Genomic DNA, 15,824 nt, shown 5'->3' on the forward strand with positions numbered 1-15,824 from the left:
TTTTCATGCGATACTTTTCTTCCTTCATATATCATAAAATTATAGGGTGGAAGTTTATTGGTGATTTCAGTGCTGATACTGTAAAAAAATGTATTGTTATTGTAGTACCTCATACGAGCTGGCACGATTTTTATATTGGCCTTTTGGTACGACAAGTAGCCGGTATTAAGATAAGTTTTTTGGCCAAAAAAGAACTTTTTAAATGGCCATTAGGTTGGTACCTTAAAAGAGTAGGAGGGATTTCTCTGGATAGAACTCCTGGTCAGAATAAGGTTGAAGCTATTGCAGAGTTATTTGAAAAAAAGGATGAATTGCGTTTAACCATTGCCCCCGAAGGAACAAGGAAAAAAGTTAAAGAATGGAAAACAGGGTTTTACCATATTGCCAAAGCTGCAAATATCCCTATTATTATGGTCGCTTTTGATTTTGGAAAAAAACAATGTATGGTTTCTAATCCTTATTATCCTACAGAGGATATTAAAAAGGATTTCGAATATATGTATCGTTTCTTTAAAGATGTTAAAGGCAAAGTCCCCGAAAACAGCTTTGACGGGACTTAAAATTTATGAATTTTTTCTTCTGGGGTAGCATCTTTAGGTTTTTCCTTTACGCTTCCTGCTCCAAAAATAAGCTCTGTACTAGAAAAAGTGGTACCAAAAGTTTTTGCGGCATAATATACTTGTGATATAGCACTATTTACCTGTTCATTCGTAAGTTCTTTTAAAGGGTGGATATAAACCGACCATAAAATTTTATTGGTGATAGCATATTTTACATCAAGAGCAGAATGAAAATTGGCAGTCATTGCGTCGAGGAGTAAATCTTTATCAAGACGATCTGATGCTATAATAGGAGAAATAATTCTCATTCGATTATTGGTTTTATCGGTAACACAAAGCATAGGAATCTCTTTGTATATAAATTTCCAGTTACCGGGAATGCCATCTAGAGTATCTGCATTTTTTTTAATAATTAACTCTAGTTTGGTATTATCCATATGTTGGGCATGTACTATGCCTGCAAAAGAAAATAGAAGAAGTATGGCTAATCTTTTCATAGCTTATATTTTATCTATAGTCGGGGTATTATAGTAAACATAACAAAAAACGAACTCAGAAACCATAAAACAAACTTATTCGGTATATATCTTAGGGCCAAGGTATTTGTTGTGTCAAGCTGCTTCTAGATAGTTTGTTTATAGAACAGTAACCCTCTTAACATAAAGATTGAATTAGAATTAAAACATATTTGTTTCTGTAAATAAATAGATTATTTTTAAAACTACTTTTAAAACCTGTATACAATGAAAGATATTATAACTGCTTTTTTTCAAACAAGTAGAGAAAGGTTGAAAAATCCGTTTTTGGGCGCCTTTTTGTTTTCCATAATTACAGTAAACTGGAAACCAATATCAATATTATTTTTTTCCACAGACATTATAGAGTTGAGAATAAAAAAGATTGAAGATTATTATACCTTAACCTGGACTAAATTCTGGATTGTCTTAGGAATAACCTTGTGTTATATAGTAGTATTGCCTTATTTAATGTGGGTATTAGAAAAGATAACCTATTTTGCAGCTGAATGGAGAAAGAATATTTTGAATAAACAAAAGATTAAATCAGTTAAGAGGAGTATTGAGCTAGCTGGAGTAGAAATTGATCTAGAGGATACCAAAGCTAAATTAAAGGATAAGTCAGAGCTAAATGATAAAATAGAATCGTTAAAAGCGGAAATTTTAGGAAAAGATGAGGTTATTCATGAAATGAAAGTAGAACGTGATAAATTAAATGAAGCAATAAATACGCACAATGAGAGCTTGAGTATATTAAAAGAAAAAGATTCTAAATCGGATTTTTCTTATGACGATATTTTTTCCTCTAATTATAGAAAAAGTATCGTTATAAGAGAAGGATATAGTATTGATGATTTTGAAAAAATTAATAACCATTCAAATAATAAAGGGTTTAGGAAAATATATTTGGAATTGAAAGATTCTCCTTCCAAGTTAAAAGGATTTCATAAAACTGTAAAAGAATTCTATGAATCTCAAGGTATTATAGAACTTTACAATGATGAAAAAATGAAACTTGACCTTTACCGTTTTACGAATAAAGGAGATATATTTAAACAATTTTATCTGTTAAGTGTGGCAGCAGATGCTATTCTCAAATAAAATAGGAACAATTAGTATTTTTATAGTTAATCAATATTCCTTATTCTAGCCTTTATACTTTTTATAAACTATTGTTTCTCTATAATGAGTGAAAAATACTAGCTATTCCTGAGTTAACTCTTCCATGGTATGATAAACGTTCTGCACGTCATCATCTTCTTCTATTTTTTCCAGTAATTTTTCTACATCTGCAGCTTGCTCTGGAGTTATTTTTTTAGTAACCTGTGGGATACGTTCAAATCCAGAGGATAGAATTTCGATTTCACGACTTTCTAATTCCTTTTGTATCGTTCCAAAACTTCCAAAAGGAGCATAGATCAATATCCCATCGTCATCCTGAAAAACTTCTTCTGCTCCAAAATCAATAAATTCAAGTTCGAGTTCTTCTGGATCTAATCCTTCACTATTAATTCTAAAATTACAGGTATGATCAAACATAAACTCTACAGAACCTGATGTTCCCAGGTTACCCTCGCATTTATTAAAATAGGATCGAATATTGGCAACTGTTCTATTATTGTTATCTGTTGCAGTTTCTACCAAAATAGCTATTCCGTGAGGAGCGTATCCTTCAAAAAGAACTTCTTTATAGTCGCCTTGATCTTTATCAGATGCCTTTTTAATTGCCCTTTCGATATTATCTTTTGGCATGTTCACAGATTTGGCATTCTGGATCACTGCTCTTAAACGAGAGTTAGAAGCTGGGTCAGGTCCACCTTCTTTTACTGCCATTACAATATCTTTACCAATTCGAGTAAACGCTTTTGCCATTGCCGACCAGCGTTTCATCTTACGTGCTTTTCTAAATTCAAAAGCTCTTCCCATATGCTAATTTTAAAATCTAAATACAAACATAAGTAGAAACCAAGTTTTTGACAAATGTTTGTGTACGATCAATTTTGATTACGCCTAAAGTACCAAAATTCAAAAAGTAAAACAAGAAGTTTTGACCTTAGAATTTGATACTTGTTTTTTGATTTAAAATGAGTTCAATAACTATTCTCCTTCGATAATGTTATCTATAGTTTTTGCAAGATTAAAATCATTTTCGGTTATACCACCAGCATCATGAGTAGAAAGGCTAATATGTAATTTATTATAAACATTAGACCAGTCGGGATGATGTTGTTGTAGTTCGGCTTCAAAAGCGATACGAGTCATGACAGAGAACGCATCTTTAAAATCGTTAAATTCAAAAGTGGTATGAAGAGCATTATCATGGTATTCCCAACCATCTATGTCGTTTAGTTTTTCTTTTATCTCAGATTCTGATAATTTTACCATTAGTATTGTATTAGTTAGTTGTAAGTTACTTAATGTTTATTTTTGATTTGTAAGCCCTAATTCATCACGCAAGACTTCATCTTTATTACTGTTTTTACCCCAATAGGCAGATTTAATACTTTTGATTTTAGTTGCTTTTGTAGTAAGCTTCTTTGCATTTGGCCCAAACCCACTTTTATAGGTTTCTGTCCAATGCTCAATTTCATAAGGAAAAGAGGCGTTAAAAGTAATACTGATACTCCTATCGAGTTCGGGATATTCTATCGTATATGTATTAGTATCAGTGTCTTTTTGTATAGATGCTTTAGCCGAGTATGCTTTGATTTCTTTATGCCTTAATCTAGAATACTCAAAAGAAGGAATAATTTGTAGATCTCCTTGTGGCAATGCATCAGGATTAATTCTGATTTTTGTCCAAAGTTCATTTTCTAAAATAGCTTTGTCTAATTTAAAATCCTGATCTGATTCATTTTCAAAATAGGAATGCGAAGTAATCTCGAATTGTTTTCTGTTATTTAATTGCGCATATACATGACCACACCATTCCTGCATCGAATTAGATACTTTAATAGCATGTCGGTTATCTGCCACAGGATAAAATGTGCTCTGCATCACAGAATATGGGTAGATTCCTGTATTAAATTTTTTGGTAGCATTAAGTTTTAGAACGGGTATGTTATTTGTATTTTGGCGATCTGCTTTCACCTGTTTTTTTGGTAAAAAATCTTCAGTAACATAAATAAGAACCGCGGTTCCTTTTCTTATTTCACCATATCGAGCTTGTTCTAGTTGATATGATGATATTTCTGCTTCACCAGCATACCAGTATTTCTTAAAATCTTCGGAGAGCGTTTTTGCAGGTGGTACCTTTTCTTTAATGACCTCTTCAGTTGTAGAGGCTTTGCTCACTTCGTCTGCCTTAATATTGCTACAAGCAATAAAGACTAATACGCCTAATAAAGCGAACAGTAGTATTGACTTTTTCATGATAACGTTTTTATATAGCAAATTACAATAAACCTTGGATTTGGCAAGTACTGTTAACGTTTCAGTAACTATCTAACCTTTATAATTGACAAATGAATGAGAAATTATCTAATGTAATGAGTAGTTAAGAATGTTTTTTGGTATAGAGAGAAATCTACTTATAAGAATGAGAGAGAGAACAGGCAAAAATTAATAAAGACAGTTTAGAAAATACTTCACAATTTAAAAGTGAAAAACGGGATACTTAAATCCCGTTTTTAATTTTTTATATGGTATTAGTTAGGCCCACAAAAAACCTGATTCATACACACGTATCCTGGTGGTAAATATTGATCACAAGAGTGACACATAACATAGGTCCAACCTCCTTTTAGAGATTTTTGTTCTGTTTTGTTAAGTGTTTTGATACCATCCAGGTTTAAGAGATTCTTTAGCATAATATTAAGTTTTAAAAATAATTAAAGAAATATAAACAAAATAAAAACCAGGTAATTACGGAAAAACCTCATTTAACATTTTGTTACGATAAGAAATATTAATTAAAAAATTAATATATTCTATGTGCTAAATTTATTGAGATGGTACTTTTAGGCTAGCTGTCTTAATGTTTCGTAGACAAGATGTGTGGGGAGCCCCATTACATTAAAATGACTCCCTTCTATATTGGATATACCAATAAAACCTATCCATTCTTGTATCCCATAAGCTCCGGCTTTATCCAGAGGCTTATAAGTTTGTACATAATATTCGATTTCTTCTGGAGATAACTCCTTAAAAGTAACCTTGGTGGTTTGATGCACTACAATGATCTGATTGATTGTCTTAAAACACACCGAAGTAATAACCTCATGCGTATCTCCGGATAGAGAATTAATCATTTCTGAAGCTTCTATCAGGTTTTTTGGCTTACCTAAGGCATTGTTTTTATGCCAAACAATGGTATCACTAGTGATTAAAATATCTTTGGGGTGTAAATCTGTAAAAGCATTTGCTTTAAGCTTAGCAAGGTAATCCGAAATTTCTTCGGCTTTAAGATGATCAGGATAAACCTCTTCAATCTCTTTTAATTGTATTGAAAAATCCAGGTCCAGATCCTTAAAAAATTGTTGCCTTCTAGGAGAACCAGACGCAAGAATTATATTTTTACCTTTTAATATATCTTTTAACATATGTTATACTAAAACAAATTGATAAAATAACAAAGAAATAGATGCACCAAATAAAATTATCTTTAAAAGCAATGCTAATCTTTTAAACTGCTGATCTGATTCGGCACTAAAGCTTTTGATCATAAAATAGAGTAAAGGAGCAACAATAAGTATCAGTACAAAAATAACAGCTTTACTGTTAGAAAAAAGATAATTATATATGTAATAAATTACAGATATAATTGGAAGCAATGTTAATACTCCGATTAATTTTGTTGTTCGATTTTTACCTAGAACTATTGGGATGGTTCTAATTCCTAAATTATGATCTCTATCTATGTGCAGACAATCTTTTATAATTTCTCTTAAGAGTATAATCATAAATGCAAATATTGAATAATCTAAAATAATAGAAAAAATAACGGTTTGTGATGCTCTATTCTTTTCGGTGATAGCAGGAAGAAGATCAAAAATCCCAACGACAATCAAACTTAATCCTATAAGTAGTGCGAGAATACAATTTTTAAGAACAATGATTTCTTTTAAATAAGAAGCGTAGATGTAAAATACTCCAGAAATTACTATAAATAATGCAGCAAAACCTGGCCTGTTAATAAGGTTAGCTAAGTAAAATCCAATAAGAACACCAATTACATTAAGAATAATAAATAATCGATTGGCCGATTTTTCGGTTATAGAATCATATAATACACCTTTTACACCGGTATCTTCTTGATTGTAAATTTCGATAATTATGTTTCCTGCAGCAGCAATACAAAATGTTGCCGCCATCAAAATAGCAATACCCAAGCCATTTAAGGTAATAGCAATATTAAAGGGTTCAAAAAGGCCATATTTAAGACATAATTGTGCAAAAGCAATTATAAGTAAGTTATCAAATTTTATAAGCTTCAGATAAGATAGCATAGAGGTGATTGGTTAATTAGTCAGCAAATGTAATAATTAATACCAATTTTAGCCCTATTAACATAGATACTTGAAAGCCTTGTTTTTATAGTAGTGAAGAGGTGTATTAACGTTAATAGAGGGTTAATGAAGGCTGATTTTATTGAATAAAAGGATGTTTGCTATACTTTTGGAATCATCATCAATCAAAAAACGAATAGGTATTAAAAAATAAATAAGCTGTATATCACTAATGAAGAAAAAGATAAACATACTCATTATTACATCTATTTTAACCTTATTGGCATTGTCTGGTATTCAGGGGTATTTGATTTATAACACGTACCAGCTTAAAAAGGATGTGTTTATTAAAGAAACCAAGAAGGCTGTTTCGAGTATAGATAATACTAAAGAAATGGATTCTATAGCAGAACTTTGGTATAATCAGCTAACAAAGAACCTGATAGAATATAGAAAGAATAATCTTCTTAAAAATGAAACTATAGAACGTTTCAAGCCTTTTACAGATTCGTTAAATAATATATTTAATGAATATTATAAAAAAGAAATTGGTAAGGTTAATCTGAGATATGAGTTAAAATATAAGAAAACAATAAAGAGTATTATTATTCATGATAATAACCTTTTAGATACCGTTTTTAAAGCAAAAGAAGAGAGTAATTACTTTCTGTTCGGAGAAGATTTTCCTGATGAAGAAGGTAATGTGATAAGTAGTGGTAGATGGTTTACAGAACAAGATATAGAGGATGATAGTGGTGTTGAAATTATAAAAACTCAACTTAATCTCGAAATTCGAACAGTAGATTCGATTAGTATTATTGGATGGAAAAGAATAGTTTTTGGGCAAATGGCAAGCCTGTTTTTATTCTCTGTTATATTGTTACTATTTGTAGTTGTCTTACTTTTTTATTCGATTAAAACTGTAATTAGACAAAAGAAAATAGCTGATGTGCGCAATGATTTTATAAATAACATTACTCATGAGCTTAAAACTCCTTTGGCAACTTTGGGTATTGCTTCGAAAAGTTTAAGGAGCAAAGAGACCCAAAATTCACCAAAAATATTCTCTAGTGCATTAGATATATTAGATCGACAGAATAACCGATTGCAGAAACTAATTGATCAGGTAATGAATAATACTTTGGGATCGGAAGAAATCATTTTGAGTAAAGAACAGGTTTTGGATGCTAAGTATTTTAAAGAAGTTGTAGAGGATTTTAAGGTATCGGTTAAAGATAAGCAAGTCGACGTAAGTATGAAGATAGAATTTAGAGATGTAAATCTTTATATCGATAAATTTCTATTTACCACAGCATTATTTAATGTACTGGAAAATGCTGTGAAATACGGGAAAGAAAAAGTCGAAATTAGAATACGAACAGAACGTAAAAACGATACATATACAATTTCGATTCGTGATAATGGGATCGGGATTTCTGAAAAAGAACATCATAAGATTTTTGAAAAATTTTATAGAGTAACAACAGGAAACATACATGATGTAAAGGGATTAGGTCTGGGATTGTTCTATACCAATCAAATTATTAAAGCACACCAGGGAGAAATTAATATTGAAAGTAAACCCGAAGAAGGAACAGATTTTAAAATAACCATACCAATAATTTAATAATTATGAAGCATATACTACTCGCAGAAGATGATTTTGATTTTGGAAGTATATTAAAGCAATATCTCGAAATACATAATTATAAGGTGATCTGGGCAAAAGACGGTAAAGAAGCACTATCGATATTTTCTGAAGGAAAATTTGATATATGTGTCTTTGATGTGATGATGCCAAAAATGGATGGGTTTACATTGGCAGAGCAAGTAGTAGAAATAGATCCCGAAATTCCATTCGTTTTCCTTACTGCTAAGAAAATGAAAGAAGATAAAATAAGAGGATTAAAATTAGGAGCAGATGACTACATCGTGAAACCATTTGAAGCAGATATTCTAGTCCTTAAACTTCAGAATATTTTAAAGCGAACACAGAAAATAGAATCCTTAAAAGATGATGTGGTAAAAATCGGAAATTATGAGTTCGATATTGTTAACCATCAATTAAAATTGAATGGAGAATCACAACGATTAACCGAAAAAGAAACATTGCTTATTCAATATTTATGGGAACATAGAAATAGAATGATTAAAAGAGAAGATGTGTTAAAAGATATTTGGGGTAATGATGATTTCTTCTCTGGTCGAAGTATGGATGTATTCATAAGTCGATTAAGAAAATATTTTAAAGAAGACAATACTATAAATATAGAAAGTGTACGTGGGGTTGGCCTCACATTTAGTATAGCTTAAATCTTCAATTAAAAAACGAATAGTATGAAAACATTAATCACCGTTTTGGTAAACCTACTAATAGGGTTACTAACCATGAATGCGCAAACAAGTGCTACAAGTTCTTCTAAATCATCATCACAAGTAACCATAAGTATTAGTGATGATTCTGGAGAGAAAAGTTATTCTAGATCCTTTGCGATCATTGATATGGAAGAGAGTTTTAGGATCAAAATTAGATTCATGAAATATATGAAGGGCGATGTAAAGTCTTATCTGATCGATCAATTTGGAAAAGAAAATATGATCATCGACGATGAAGCCTATCTGTGGAGAAAAGAAATAGAAGATGATGAGTTATATGAAGTGCGACTCAAAGACAATAAATTAAGAATCAATGTAGATAAAGAACTGGCCTCGAATAAATTGATTAAGAAATTTGAACGAATCGGCAAAGAATTAAAATCAATTACATCAAAAAACGAAAATTAAATCAATCATCAATCAAAAAACAGAAATTATGAAAACAATCATTTGTACATTAAGCCTTGTATTTGCTCTTTCTTTGAGCAATGCTCAAACAGCTTCAACTTCAAACTCTAAAGTATCTATTAGTTATTCTAGTGATGAACCAGGAGAAGGTAACTATAGAGTTAACATTTCTATCTCTAATACAGAAGATATGTATATCTTAAAAGCTAGCTTTCCATCATCTAAAACAGGAAAATTAAAACAATTCTTAAAAGATCATTTAACTCCAGAAATGACCAAAAACGGAACGACATCTACCTGGAAATATAATACCAAAGGAGAAACAGGGTATGTTGTAAAGCTGAAAAGAGGAAAACTAAACGTTTTTATGGATAAAGAATTCGTACCTGCAGACGTAGTAGAAGATCTTATAGACATGTTTAGCGATCTTAAAGATATTGTAAAAGAATAACTAGATCTTTTATAATAATTTAGATATGAGAAAACTTATAGTATTTTCAATTGTTTTATTAGGACTATTTAGTTGTAAAAAAAACGATTCTGATTTAATCTGTGAAAGAATTAATTACCTGGTAGATACAAAAAGTAATGTCGCAAAAAAATATTGGAAAGATTTTGATAAGCAGTTACTTTTTGGTCCTATGTTATATTATACAAAAGATGGTCTTTTTACAATAGATGCTAATGAAGCATTAAAAGAAAAAATAAACCTAGTAGCATATAATTGTAATGATTCTAATATATCTGTGGGGTTTACTCCCATAATTGACACTACAAATTTTTATATGAATGTGTCTTATGAAGACAAAAACATATCGGCATTAGAGTATAAAAATACATTAGGAATGTTTAGTGATGTAGAATTAACAGAAAAATTCATCACCGATGTTAAAGATACAGAAGAATGGATGACAATGGTTATTCATGAAATATTTCATCAATATCAAAAAAAATTCAAAAAGTTTCGAGAAAAACAGATGTCGAGCCAAAGAGATTTTGATAGAGATACATTAAATTATTTCTTTAAAAACGAGAATTGGTTTAATACAACAGTTAAGAGCGAAAATCAACTTCTTCTTAAGATAATACAAGAAGATAATAATGATAGTGTTAAGAATTACATTTCAGAATATTTAGAAAGTAAAGAGCAAAGATATGCTAAGATAAAGAATGAATTCAGAATAGATATATCTGCATTAGAAGCTAGCTTGTCTAAATCAGAAGGCACGGCCAGGTATATTGAATACTGTACCAAATTAGCGTTATCGACGAGTTCTAATAATCATACCTTATCCGAAATAGACAGCAAATATGTTGCTAATCGATTTAAAGATTATAATTTAAAACAAGACGAGTGGATGTATAACTTAGGAGGAGGATATTATTATTCTTTAGGATTTAATTTAACTCGAGTTCTGGAAAAATTAAAAATAAAGTATCAAGAAGATATTTTTTTAGAAAACAAATCATTTGATCAATATCTAAAAGAATACCTTGAGTAATATTATAATGAACCTTATCTGTGATGGTAAGGTTCATTTCTTAATATGGTAAATCCACGATATAACTGTTCTACAAAAAATAAACGTATCATTTGATGCGAAAATGTCATTTTGGATAACGATAGTTTACTATTAGCCCGGCTGTAAACTTCGGGGCTAAACCCATAGGGTCCTCCTATTGCAAAAATCAACTGTTTGATTCCGCTATTCATATGTTTTTGTAATACTTCAGAAAATAGTACAGAATCATATTGCTTTCCATTTTCATCGAGCAATATCAATACATCAGAATTTTCTACGTGATTAAGGATTAATTTTCCTTCTTTTTCCTTTTGTTGAGCTTCGCTTAAGTTTTTGGCATTTTTAATATCCGGAATAATTTCAAAACTAAATTTAATATAAAACTGTAACCTTTTGATATAGTTGTTGATAAGGTCATTGAGCTGCTTGTCATCTGTTTTGCCAACAGCAAGTAATTTGATATTCATGTGTATTTAATATTATAATAGTTTTTACTCAAAAACCAGATGAAACATAGATTTGTGATGTAAAGTAAATAAAAATACGATGTGCTTCTCACTTCGTACTTCCGACTTCTTTTTTTACATTAGCAAAAATAACCATTCAATATGATTAGCGAAACCCAATTCAATAAAGAAATTGATTTGATAATTACCAATGCCATACGCGAAGATGTAGGAGATGGCGATCATAGTTCATTAGCTTGTATTCCCGAATCAATCACAGGAAAAGCAAAACTTTTAGTTAAGGATGAAGGGATTCTGGCTGGAGTAGAGTTTGCAAAAAAAGTATTTAATTATGTAGACCCAAATATAAAAATCGAGACTTTACTAGAAGACGGGTCTCGTGTTAAATACGGAGATGTAGCTTTTTATGTTTCAGGAAGCTCACAATCTATTCTTAAAGCAGAACGATTAGTGCTTAATGCTATGCAAAGAATGAGTGCAATTGCTACCAAAACAAACCATTTTGTAACCCTTTTAGAAGGAACAGGAACTAAGATTTTAGATACCCGTAAAACAACTCCAGGAATACGAGCATTAGAAAAATGGGCGGTAAAGATTGGAGGAGGAGAGAACCATAGATTTGCATTATATGATATGGTAATGCTAAAAGATAACCATATCGATTTTGCCGGGGGAATTACTAAAGCTATAGAAAAAACCAAACAATACCTTTCTAATCAAAACCTTGATCTTAAAATTATTGTTGAAGCTCGAGACCTTAATGAGATCAAAGAAATACTTCAAACACCGGGAGTATATCGAATATTAATTGATAATTTTAATTATGAAGATACTCGGGAAGCTGTAAAATTAATTGGTGATTCGTGTCTTACTGAATCTAGCGGAGGAATTAATGAAGAAACCGTACGTAACTATGCAGAATGTGGTGTAGATTATATTAGTAGTGGTGCGCTAACACATTCTGTATATAATCTGGATTTGAGCTTGAAAGCTGTTTAATATATGTCGAAACCCGTAGAAGATAGGCTTAATAAGATTCCTGTGATCAATATATTGGTCAAAATAGGGAAGAAACTTATTCTTCCTGGTTTTGAAGGACTGTCGATATACGACCTAATAGAGATTTATGTAATCGGAATTATAAAAGGCACTTTTTCGGCTAGAGCCAGTGCGATATCATGGAGTTTTTTTCTTTCTCTATTTCCATTCTTATTATTTCTTCTTAATTTGATTCCTTACGTGCCGATAGATGGGTTTGAGGAGAATTTTTTTGAATTTGTTAACGGAGCATTACCGAATCAATCGTCAGATTTTTTCTCCGGGATATTCGAAGATATTGCATCTAATCCTCGAGGAGGATTATTATCAACTGTTTTTGTGCTATCTATACTTTTTATGACTAATGGGATTAATGCAGTTTTCTCTGGTTTTGAATATTCGTATCATGTAACACTTAATAGAAATTTTGTACGACAGTATGTAGTAGCATTAGGGGTGTCTATTATCGTGGCATCGTTATTGTTAATTACAGTTATAGGAACTTTATACTTTTCGTATTTGGTAGATGATTTAAATAAAATGGGAGTTGTTGACGATACTGTTTTTTGGTTAACATTAGGTAAATATGCGCTATTTGTCTTTATGATATTTGTAATTATTGCTACCTTATTTTATTTCGGTACCTCAGAAGGAAAACAAAATAAATTCTTTTCACCCGGTGCGTTTATGACCACTTTTTTGATTATTATTACAACATATCTATTTGGAGTATATATAGATAACTTCTCTAATTATAATCAATTGTATGGTTCTATTGGAGCAATGTTGATATTAATGTTATATATATGGCTTAATGCTAATTTGTTATTGCTGGGTTTTGAACTTAATGCATCATTAAATCAATTAAGAAAGAATTTTAATACATAATTTTACTAACATAGATTTCTAATAATTTTTTAAAATGAAAAAACTAAGTATATTATTTATAGCGCTTTTAACTATTGTATCTGTTCAGGCTCAAACCAAAATTGGTGATGCTACATTACCTAATATGGTAAAATTTAATGAAGAAGATTTGACCATTAATGGAGGAGGCCTAAGAGAAAAATTCTTTTTTGATATTTATGCAGGAGCATTATATCTTAAGAAAAAAAGTAGTAATGCCAGTGCAATAGCCAAAGCAGATGAAACTATGGCAATTAAATTACATATTCTATCAGGTATGATGTCTAGAAGTAAAATGGCTAATGCATTACGTGAAGGATTTAAAAAATCAACTAACGGAAATATGAAGCCTTATAACGAAAGAATAGAAAAATTTATAGGCTTTATTAATAATGAAATAGAGGTTGATCAAATCTATGATATGGTGTATGAAAAAGGAAAAGGAAGTGTAATCTATAAAGATGGTAAAGAAAAAGGATATGTGACTGGACTAGATTTTAAGGAAGCACTTTTTAATATCTGGTTAGGAAGTAAACCAGCAGACAAAGGGCTTAAAAAAGAGATGCTTGGGCGTTAAATCAATAAGATATAATTGTATTTTTGTTAAAAATTTAAGTAAATGTATTTCAAGATGTTGTGCATGCATAATATTTTTTATATTTGTGCGCTTTAAAAATTAAGTTTAAACAAATATTAATACCCCAAATACCTTTAGTTATAATGAAAAAAATTACTTTAGTACTGGTAGCACTAATTTCCCTGTCTACTGCTACTGCGCAAATTAGAGTTGGTAAAGCTATTTTGCCTTATGAAGAAAATTTTGGTGATACCGATTTAAAATTAAATGGTGCCGGAATGAGAAAAGTGCTTTGGATCGACATGTATGCAGGAGGGCTTTATTTAACAAAAAAGAGCAAAGACCCTAAAGAAATTCTTGATGCAGATGAAACTATGGCTATAAAACTAAATATTGTTTCCGGTTTTGTTACCCAAAAGAAAATGATAAAAGCGGTAAAAGATGGATTTGATAGAGCTACTTTTGGTAATACCAAAGCATTAGATGAGAGAATAAATAAATTTATTAAATTTTTCTCAGAGCCTATAGTAAAGAATGACATCTTTGATATTGTATATATTAAAGGTAAAGGGGTGACTGCTTTTAAAAATGAAAAAGAACTTGGTGTAATCAAGGGGCGTGATTTTAAATATGCATTATTCAAAATTTGGCTTGGAGATGAACCAGCAAGTGAAGAAATTAAAAATGGAATGTTAGGTATACAATGACCTAAAATCATTAATATAATACGCAAAAAGCTATCGGTTTTAATCGGTAGCTTTTTGTTTTTACCATATTTTTTTATCTTAGAATGTATAAACACAAATTATGATGAAAGTTATGAATTTTCGCAACATCCATTTTGTAGCAATAGTATTAATATCTGTAACAATAAGTGCGCAACAACAAATAGTAGGACAATGGAAAACTATTGATGATACTACTGGCGAACCACGATCTATTGTAGAAATTTATAAGAAAGGAAACAAACTGTTTGGGAAGATTTTACAGGTATTAGATGAAGCAGAGAGAAATAAGTTATGCATCGAATGTAAAGGCAATGACCATAATAAGCCCATAGAGGGAATGGTAATTATTAAAGAACTTGAAAAAGATGGGAGTCAATATGAGGATGGTACTATTATGGATCCCGAGAATGGCAAAGTATATCGATGCAAAATCTGGATTGATGAAGATAACCCAAATGTGCTTAATGTAAGAGGATATATAGCTTTTTTATATAGAACACAAAAATGGATTCGAGTATAATAATCACAACATATTTCTTTCTTGAAATTTAAAGAATTATAAATTTTAACAATTCTTTTGGTTAGGTTTTAAAAGATTTAGGACTAACTCCTTGAAATTTTAATAATCTAAACCATGAAAAAAATAATTACATTAATAGTTGTAGTCCTTATATCTACCTTCGCTATGGCTCAGGTAAGAGTAGGGGATATCGTATTACCTTATAAGGTTAGTTTTGAAGGAGAAGAACTATCATTAAATGGAGCCGGGATGAGAAGCATTCTTGGATTTGATACCTATTCGGGAGGTCTATATACCAAGAAAAAATATAATGATCCGGGAGTAGTCTTGGATTCTGATGAGAGCATGTCTATTCGTTTAAATATAGTATCTAAGAAAGTAACAAATAAACGAATGATTAAAGTTTTTAGAAAAGGCTTTGATGATGCAATGTTTGGTAATACCCAAACCTTAGATGTGAGAATAGAAAAGTTTTTAAAATTATTTTCTTCGCCAATGCAGATCAATGATTACTTTGATTTGGTATACATCAAAGGAAAGGGAGTTAAAACCTATAAAAATGGTGAAGAGCTTGGTTTTATAAAAGGTCGAGATTTTAAGTATGCCCTGTTTAAAATTTGGTTAGGAAATGAACCTGCTTGCAAACTTATTAAAGGAGGAATGTTAGGGTTGAGTAAGTAAGGAATATAAGTTAATATAAGTAAGTCTGATTTATTATTTAAATCAGACTTTTTTTATTCTTAAAAATTAAACTTTATT

At 30.5% G+C, this 15,824-nt stretch carries 21 protein-coding genes; 13 read left to right on the plus strand and 8 right to left on the minus strand.

Features of this window, described 5'->3' with window-relative positions:
* The first annotated feature begins 5 nt into the window (after window positions 1-5).
* Entirely contained in the window at window positions 6-560 is a 555-nt protein-coding gene (locus NNH57_RS21530; protein ID WP_074406705.1) for a 1-acyl-sn-glycerol-3-phosphate acyltransferase, read from the plus strand.
* Here the strand turns inward: NNH57_RS21530 and NNH57_RS21535 are convergent.
* Window positions 557-1,057, minus strand: coding sequence for a hypothetical protein (locus NNH57_RS21535; RefSeq protein ID WP_234423351.1), 501 nt, complete (start codon window positions 1,055-1,057; stop codon window positions 557-559). The genes NNH57_RS21530 and NNH57_RS21535 overlap by 4 nt on opposite strands.
* A gap of 246 nt (window positions 1,058-1,303) precedes the next feature.
* Between NNH57_RS21535 and NNH57_RS21540 the strand changes: the two genes are divergently transcribed.
* Window positions 1,304-2,176: a hypothetical protein gene (locus NNH57_RS21540; RefSeq protein WP_108807656.1), complete on the plus strand. Its 873-nt coding sequence runs from the start codon at window positions 1,304-1,306 to the stop codon at window positions 2,174-2,176.
* Window positions 2,177-2,278: 102 nt separating this feature from the next.
* On the opposite strand, the gene NNH57_RS21545 is transcribed toward NNH57_RS21540, so the two are convergent.
* From NNH57_RS21545 to NNH57_RS21570, 6 genes are all read right to left on the minus strand, one after another.
* Window positions 2,279-3,001, minus strand: a complete 723-nt coding sequence (locus NNH57_RS21545; RefSeq protein ID WP_108807655.1) for a YebC/PmpR family DNA-binding transcriptional regulator — start codon at window positions 2,999-3,001, stop codon at window positions 2,279-2,281.
* 171 nt (window positions 3,002-3,172) lie between these two features.
* Entirely contained in the window at window positions 3,173-3,460 is a 288-nt protein-coding gene (locus NNH57_RS21550) for a 4a-hydroxytetrahydrobiopterin dehydratase (RefSeq protein ID WP_074406701.1), read from the minus strand.
* Window positions 3,461-3,496: 36 nt separating this feature from the next.
* Window positions 3,497-4,447, minus strand: coding sequence for a septum formation inhibitor Maf (locus tag NNH57_RS21555; RefSeq protein ID WP_074406700.1), 951 nt, complete (start codon window positions 4,445-4,447; stop codon window positions 3,497-3,499).
* 275 nt (window positions 4,448-4,722) lie between these two features.
* Window positions 4,723-4,884 carry a hypothetical protein gene (locus NNH57_RS21560; RefSeq protein ID WP_159099197.1) on the minus strand — a complete coding sequence of 54 codons (162 nt, stop codon included), beginning with the start codon at window positions 4,882-4,884 and terminating at the stop codon, window positions 4,723-4,725.
* A 150-nt stretch (window positions 4,885-5,034) separates the two neighbouring features.
* On the minus strand, window positions 5,035-5,616 hold the full coding sequence (locus tag NNH57_RS21565) for a Maf-like protein (RefSeq protein WP_108807654.1): 582 nt from the start codon (window positions 5,614-5,616) through the stop codon (window positions 5,035-5,037).
* Between the two features lie 3 nt (window positions 5,617-5,619).
* Window positions 5,620-6,522: a geranylgeranylglycerol-phosphate geranylgeranyltransferase gene (locus tag NNH57_RS21570; RefSeq protein WP_074406698.1), complete on the minus strand. Its 903-nt coding sequence runs from the start codon at window positions 6,520-6,522 to the stop codon at window positions 5,620-5,622.
* A gap of 232 nt (window positions 6,523-6,754) precedes the next feature.
* On the opposite strand from NNH57_RS21570, the gene NNH57_RS21575 reads away from it, so the two are divergent.
* Genes NNH57_RS21575 through NNH57_RS21595 form a run of 5 tightly spaced genes read left to right on the plus strand, consistent with a single transcriptional unit; the run spans window position 6,755 to window position 10,808 of the window.
* A complete protein-coding gene (locus NNH57_RS21575) occupies window positions 6,755-8,149 on the plus strand; it encodes a sensor histidine kinase (RefSeq protein ID WP_074406697.1) in 1,395 nt (464 codons plus the stop codon).
* Between the two features lie 5 nt (window positions 8,150-8,154).
* On the plus strand, window positions 8,155-8,835 hold the full coding sequence (locus NNH57_RS21580; RefSeq protein ID WP_074406696.1) for a response regulator transcription factor: 681 nt from the start codon (window positions 8,155-8,157) through the stop codon (window positions 8,833-8,835).
* Between the two features lie 24 nt (window positions 8,836-8,859).
* Window positions 8,860-9,306 carry a hypothetical protein gene (locus NNH57_RS21585; protein ID WP_074406695.1) on the plus strand — a complete coding sequence of 149 codons (447 nt, stop codon included), beginning with the start codon at window positions 8,860-8,862 and terminating at the stop codon, window positions 9,304-9,306.
* A gap of 28 nt (window positions 9,307-9,334) precedes the next feature.
* Complete coding sequence (locus NNH57_RS21590) at window positions 9,335-9,757, plus strand: hypothetical protein (RefSeq protein WP_108807653.1); 423 nt, start codon at window positions 9,335-9,337, stop codon at window positions 9,755-9,757.
* 25 nt (window positions 9,758-9,782) lie between these two features.
* On the plus strand, window positions 9,783-10,808 hold the full coding sequence (locus tag NNH57_RS21595; protein ID WP_108807652.1) for a hypothetical protein: 1,026 nt from the start codon (window positions 9,783-9,785) through the stop codon (window positions 10,806-10,808).
* A gap of 14 nt (window positions 10,809-10,822) precedes the next feature.
* On the opposite strand, the gene rlmH is transcribed toward NNH57_RS21595, so the two are convergent.
* Entirely contained in the window at window positions 10,823-11,296 is a 474-nt protein-coding gene (gene rlmH / locus NNH57_RS21600; RefSeq protein ID WP_074406692.1) for a 23S rRNA (pseudouridine(1915)-N(3))-methyltransferase RlmH, read from the minus strand.
* A gap of 141 nt (window positions 11,297-11,437) precedes the next feature.
* Here rlmH and nadC point away from each other — a divergent pair, with 141 nt between their 5' ends.
* From nadC to NNH57_RS21630, 6 genes are all read left to right on the plus strand, one after another.
* A complete protein-coding gene (nadC, locus tag NNH57_RS21605; protein WP_074406691.1) occupies window positions 11,438-12,295 on the plus strand; it encodes a carboxylating nicotinate-nucleotide diphosphorylase in 858 nt (285 codons plus the stop codon).
* Between the two features lie 3 nt (window positions 12,296-12,298).
* Entirely contained in the window at window positions 12,299-13,222 is a 924-nt protein-coding gene (locus tag NNH57_RS21610) for a YihY/virulence factor BrkB family protein (RefSeq protein WP_074406690.1), read from the plus strand.
* A gap of 34 nt (window positions 13,223-13,256) precedes the next feature.
* On the plus strand, window positions 13,257-13,817 hold the full coding sequence (locus tag NNH57_RS21615; RefSeq protein WP_108807651.1) for a chalcone isomerase family protein: 561 nt from the start codon (window positions 13,257-13,259) through the stop codon (window positions 13,815-13,817).
* A gap of 143 nt (window positions 13,818-13,960) precedes the next feature.
* Window positions 13,961-14,524, plus strand: coding sequence for a chalcone isomerase family protein (locus tag NNH57_RS21620; RefSeq protein WP_074406688.1), 564 nt, complete (start codon window positions 13,961-13,963; stop codon window positions 14,522-14,524).
* A gap of 100 nt (window positions 14,525-14,624) precedes the next feature.
* Window positions 14,625-15,065 (plus strand): DUF2147 domain-containing protein, encoded by a 441-nt coding sequence (locus NNH57_RS21625; protein ID WP_074406687.1) that lies wholly within the window; start codon window positions 14,625-14,627, stop codon window positions 15,063-15,065.
* A gap of 114 nt (window positions 15,066-15,179) precedes the next feature.
* The gene (locus NNH57_RS21630) at window positions 15,180-15,746 is read left to right on the plus strand and encodes a chalcone isomerase family protein (RefSeq protein WP_074406686.1); all 567 of its coding nucleotides are present in this window, start codon (window positions 15,180-15,182) and stop codon (window positions 15,744-15,746) included.
* Window positions 15,747-15,824: the final 78 nt, after the last annotated feature.

This window comes from Aquimarina spinulae, assembly GCF_943373825.1.
Lineage (GTDB): Bacteria > Bacteroidota > Bacteroidia > Flavobacteriales > Flavobacteriaceae > Aquimarina > Aquimarina spinulae.

What these genes read in the sequence shown, in the direction of transcription:
- NNH57_RS21580 (WP_074406696.1), top strand. Translation starts at nt 8,155, where the DNA reads ATGAAGCATATACTACTCGCAGAAGATGATTTTGATTTTGGAAGTATA.
- NNH57_RS21555 (WP_074406700.1), bottom strand. Translation starts at nt 4,447, where the DNA reads ATGAAAAAGTCAATACTACTGTTCGCTTTATTAGGCGTATTAGTCTTT.
- NNH57_RS21630 (WP_074406686.1), top strand. Translation starts at nt 15,180, where the DNA reads ATGAAAAAAATAATTACATTAATAGTTGTAGTCCTTATATCTACCTTC.
- NNH57_RS21545 (WP_108807655.1), bottom strand. Translation starts at nt 3,001, where the DNA reads ATGGGAAGAGCTTTTGAATTTAGAAAAGCACGTAAGATGAAACGCTGG.
- NNH57_RS21585 (WP_074406695.1), top strand. Translation starts at nt 8,860, where the DNA reads ATGAAAACATTAATCACCGTTTTGGTAAACCTACTAATAGGGTTACTA.
- nadC (WP_074406691.1), top strand. Translation starts at nt 11,438, where the DNA reads ATGATTAGCGAAACCCAATTCAATAAAGAAATTGATTTGATAATTACC.
- NNH57_RS21575 (WP_074406697.1), top strand. Translation starts at nt 6,755, where the DNA reads ATGAAGAAAAAGATAAACATACTCATTATTACATCTATTTTAACCTTA.
- rlmH (WP_074406692.1), bottom strand. Translation starts at nt 11,296, where the DNA reads ATGAATATCAAATTACTTGCTGTTGGCAAAACAGATGACAAGCAGCTC.
- NNH57_RS21620 (WP_074406688.1), top strand. Translation starts at nt 13,961, where the DNA reads ATGAAAAAAATTACTTTAGTACTGGTAGCACTAATTTCCCTGTCTACT.
- NNH57_RS21610 (WP_074406690.1), top strand. Translation starts at nt 12,299, where the DNA reads ATGTCGAAACCCGTAGAAGATAGGCTTAATAAGATTCCTGTGATCAAT.
- NNH57_RS21595 (WP_108807652.1), top strand. Translation starts at nt 9,783, where the DNA reads ATGAGAAAACTTATAGTATTTTCAATTGTTTTATTAGGACTATTTAGT.
- NNH57_RS21565 (WP_108807654.1), bottom strand. Translation starts at nt 5,616, where the DNA reads ATGTTAAAAGATATATTAAAAGGTAAAAATATAATTCTTGCGTCTGGT.
- NNH57_RS21625 (WP_074406687.1), top strand. Translation starts at nt 14,625, where the DNA reads ATGATGAAAGTTATGAATTTTCGCAACATCCATTTTGTAGCAATAGTA.
- NNH57_RS21570 (WP_074406698.1), bottom strand. Translation starts at nt 6,522, where the DNA reads ATGCTATCTTATCTGAAGCTTATAAAATTTGATAACTTACTTATAATT.
- NNH57_RS21530 (WP_074406705.1), top strand. Translation starts at nt 6, where the DNA reads ATGCGATACTTTTCTTCCTTCATATATCATAAAATTATAGGGTGGAAG.
- NNH57_RS21540 (WP_108807656.1), top strand. Translation starts at nt 1,304, where the DNA reads ATGAAAGATATTATAACTGCTTTTTTTCAAACAAGTAGAGAAAGGTTG.
- NNH57_RS21535 (WP_234423351.1), bottom strand. Translation starts at nt 1,057, where the DNA reads ATGAAAAGATTAGCCATACTTCTTCTATTTTCTTTTGCAGGCATAGTA.
- NNH57_RS21550 (WP_074406701.1), bottom strand. Translation starts at nt 3,460, where the DNA reads ATGGTAAAATTATCAGAATCTGAGATAAAAGAAAAACTAAACGACATA.
- NNH57_RS21590 (WP_108807653.1), top strand. Translation starts at nt 9,335, where the DNA reads ATGAAAACAATCATTTGTACATTAAGCCTTGTATTTGCTCTTTCTTTG.
- NNH57_RS21615 (WP_108807651.1), top strand. Translation starts at nt 13,257, where the DNA reads ATGAAAAAACTAAGTATATTATTTATAGCGCTTTTAACTATTGTATCT.
- NNH57_RS21560 (WP_159099197.1), bottom strand. Translation starts at nt 4,884, where the DNA reads ATGCTAAAGAATCTCTTAAACCTGGATGGTATCAAAACACTTAACAAA.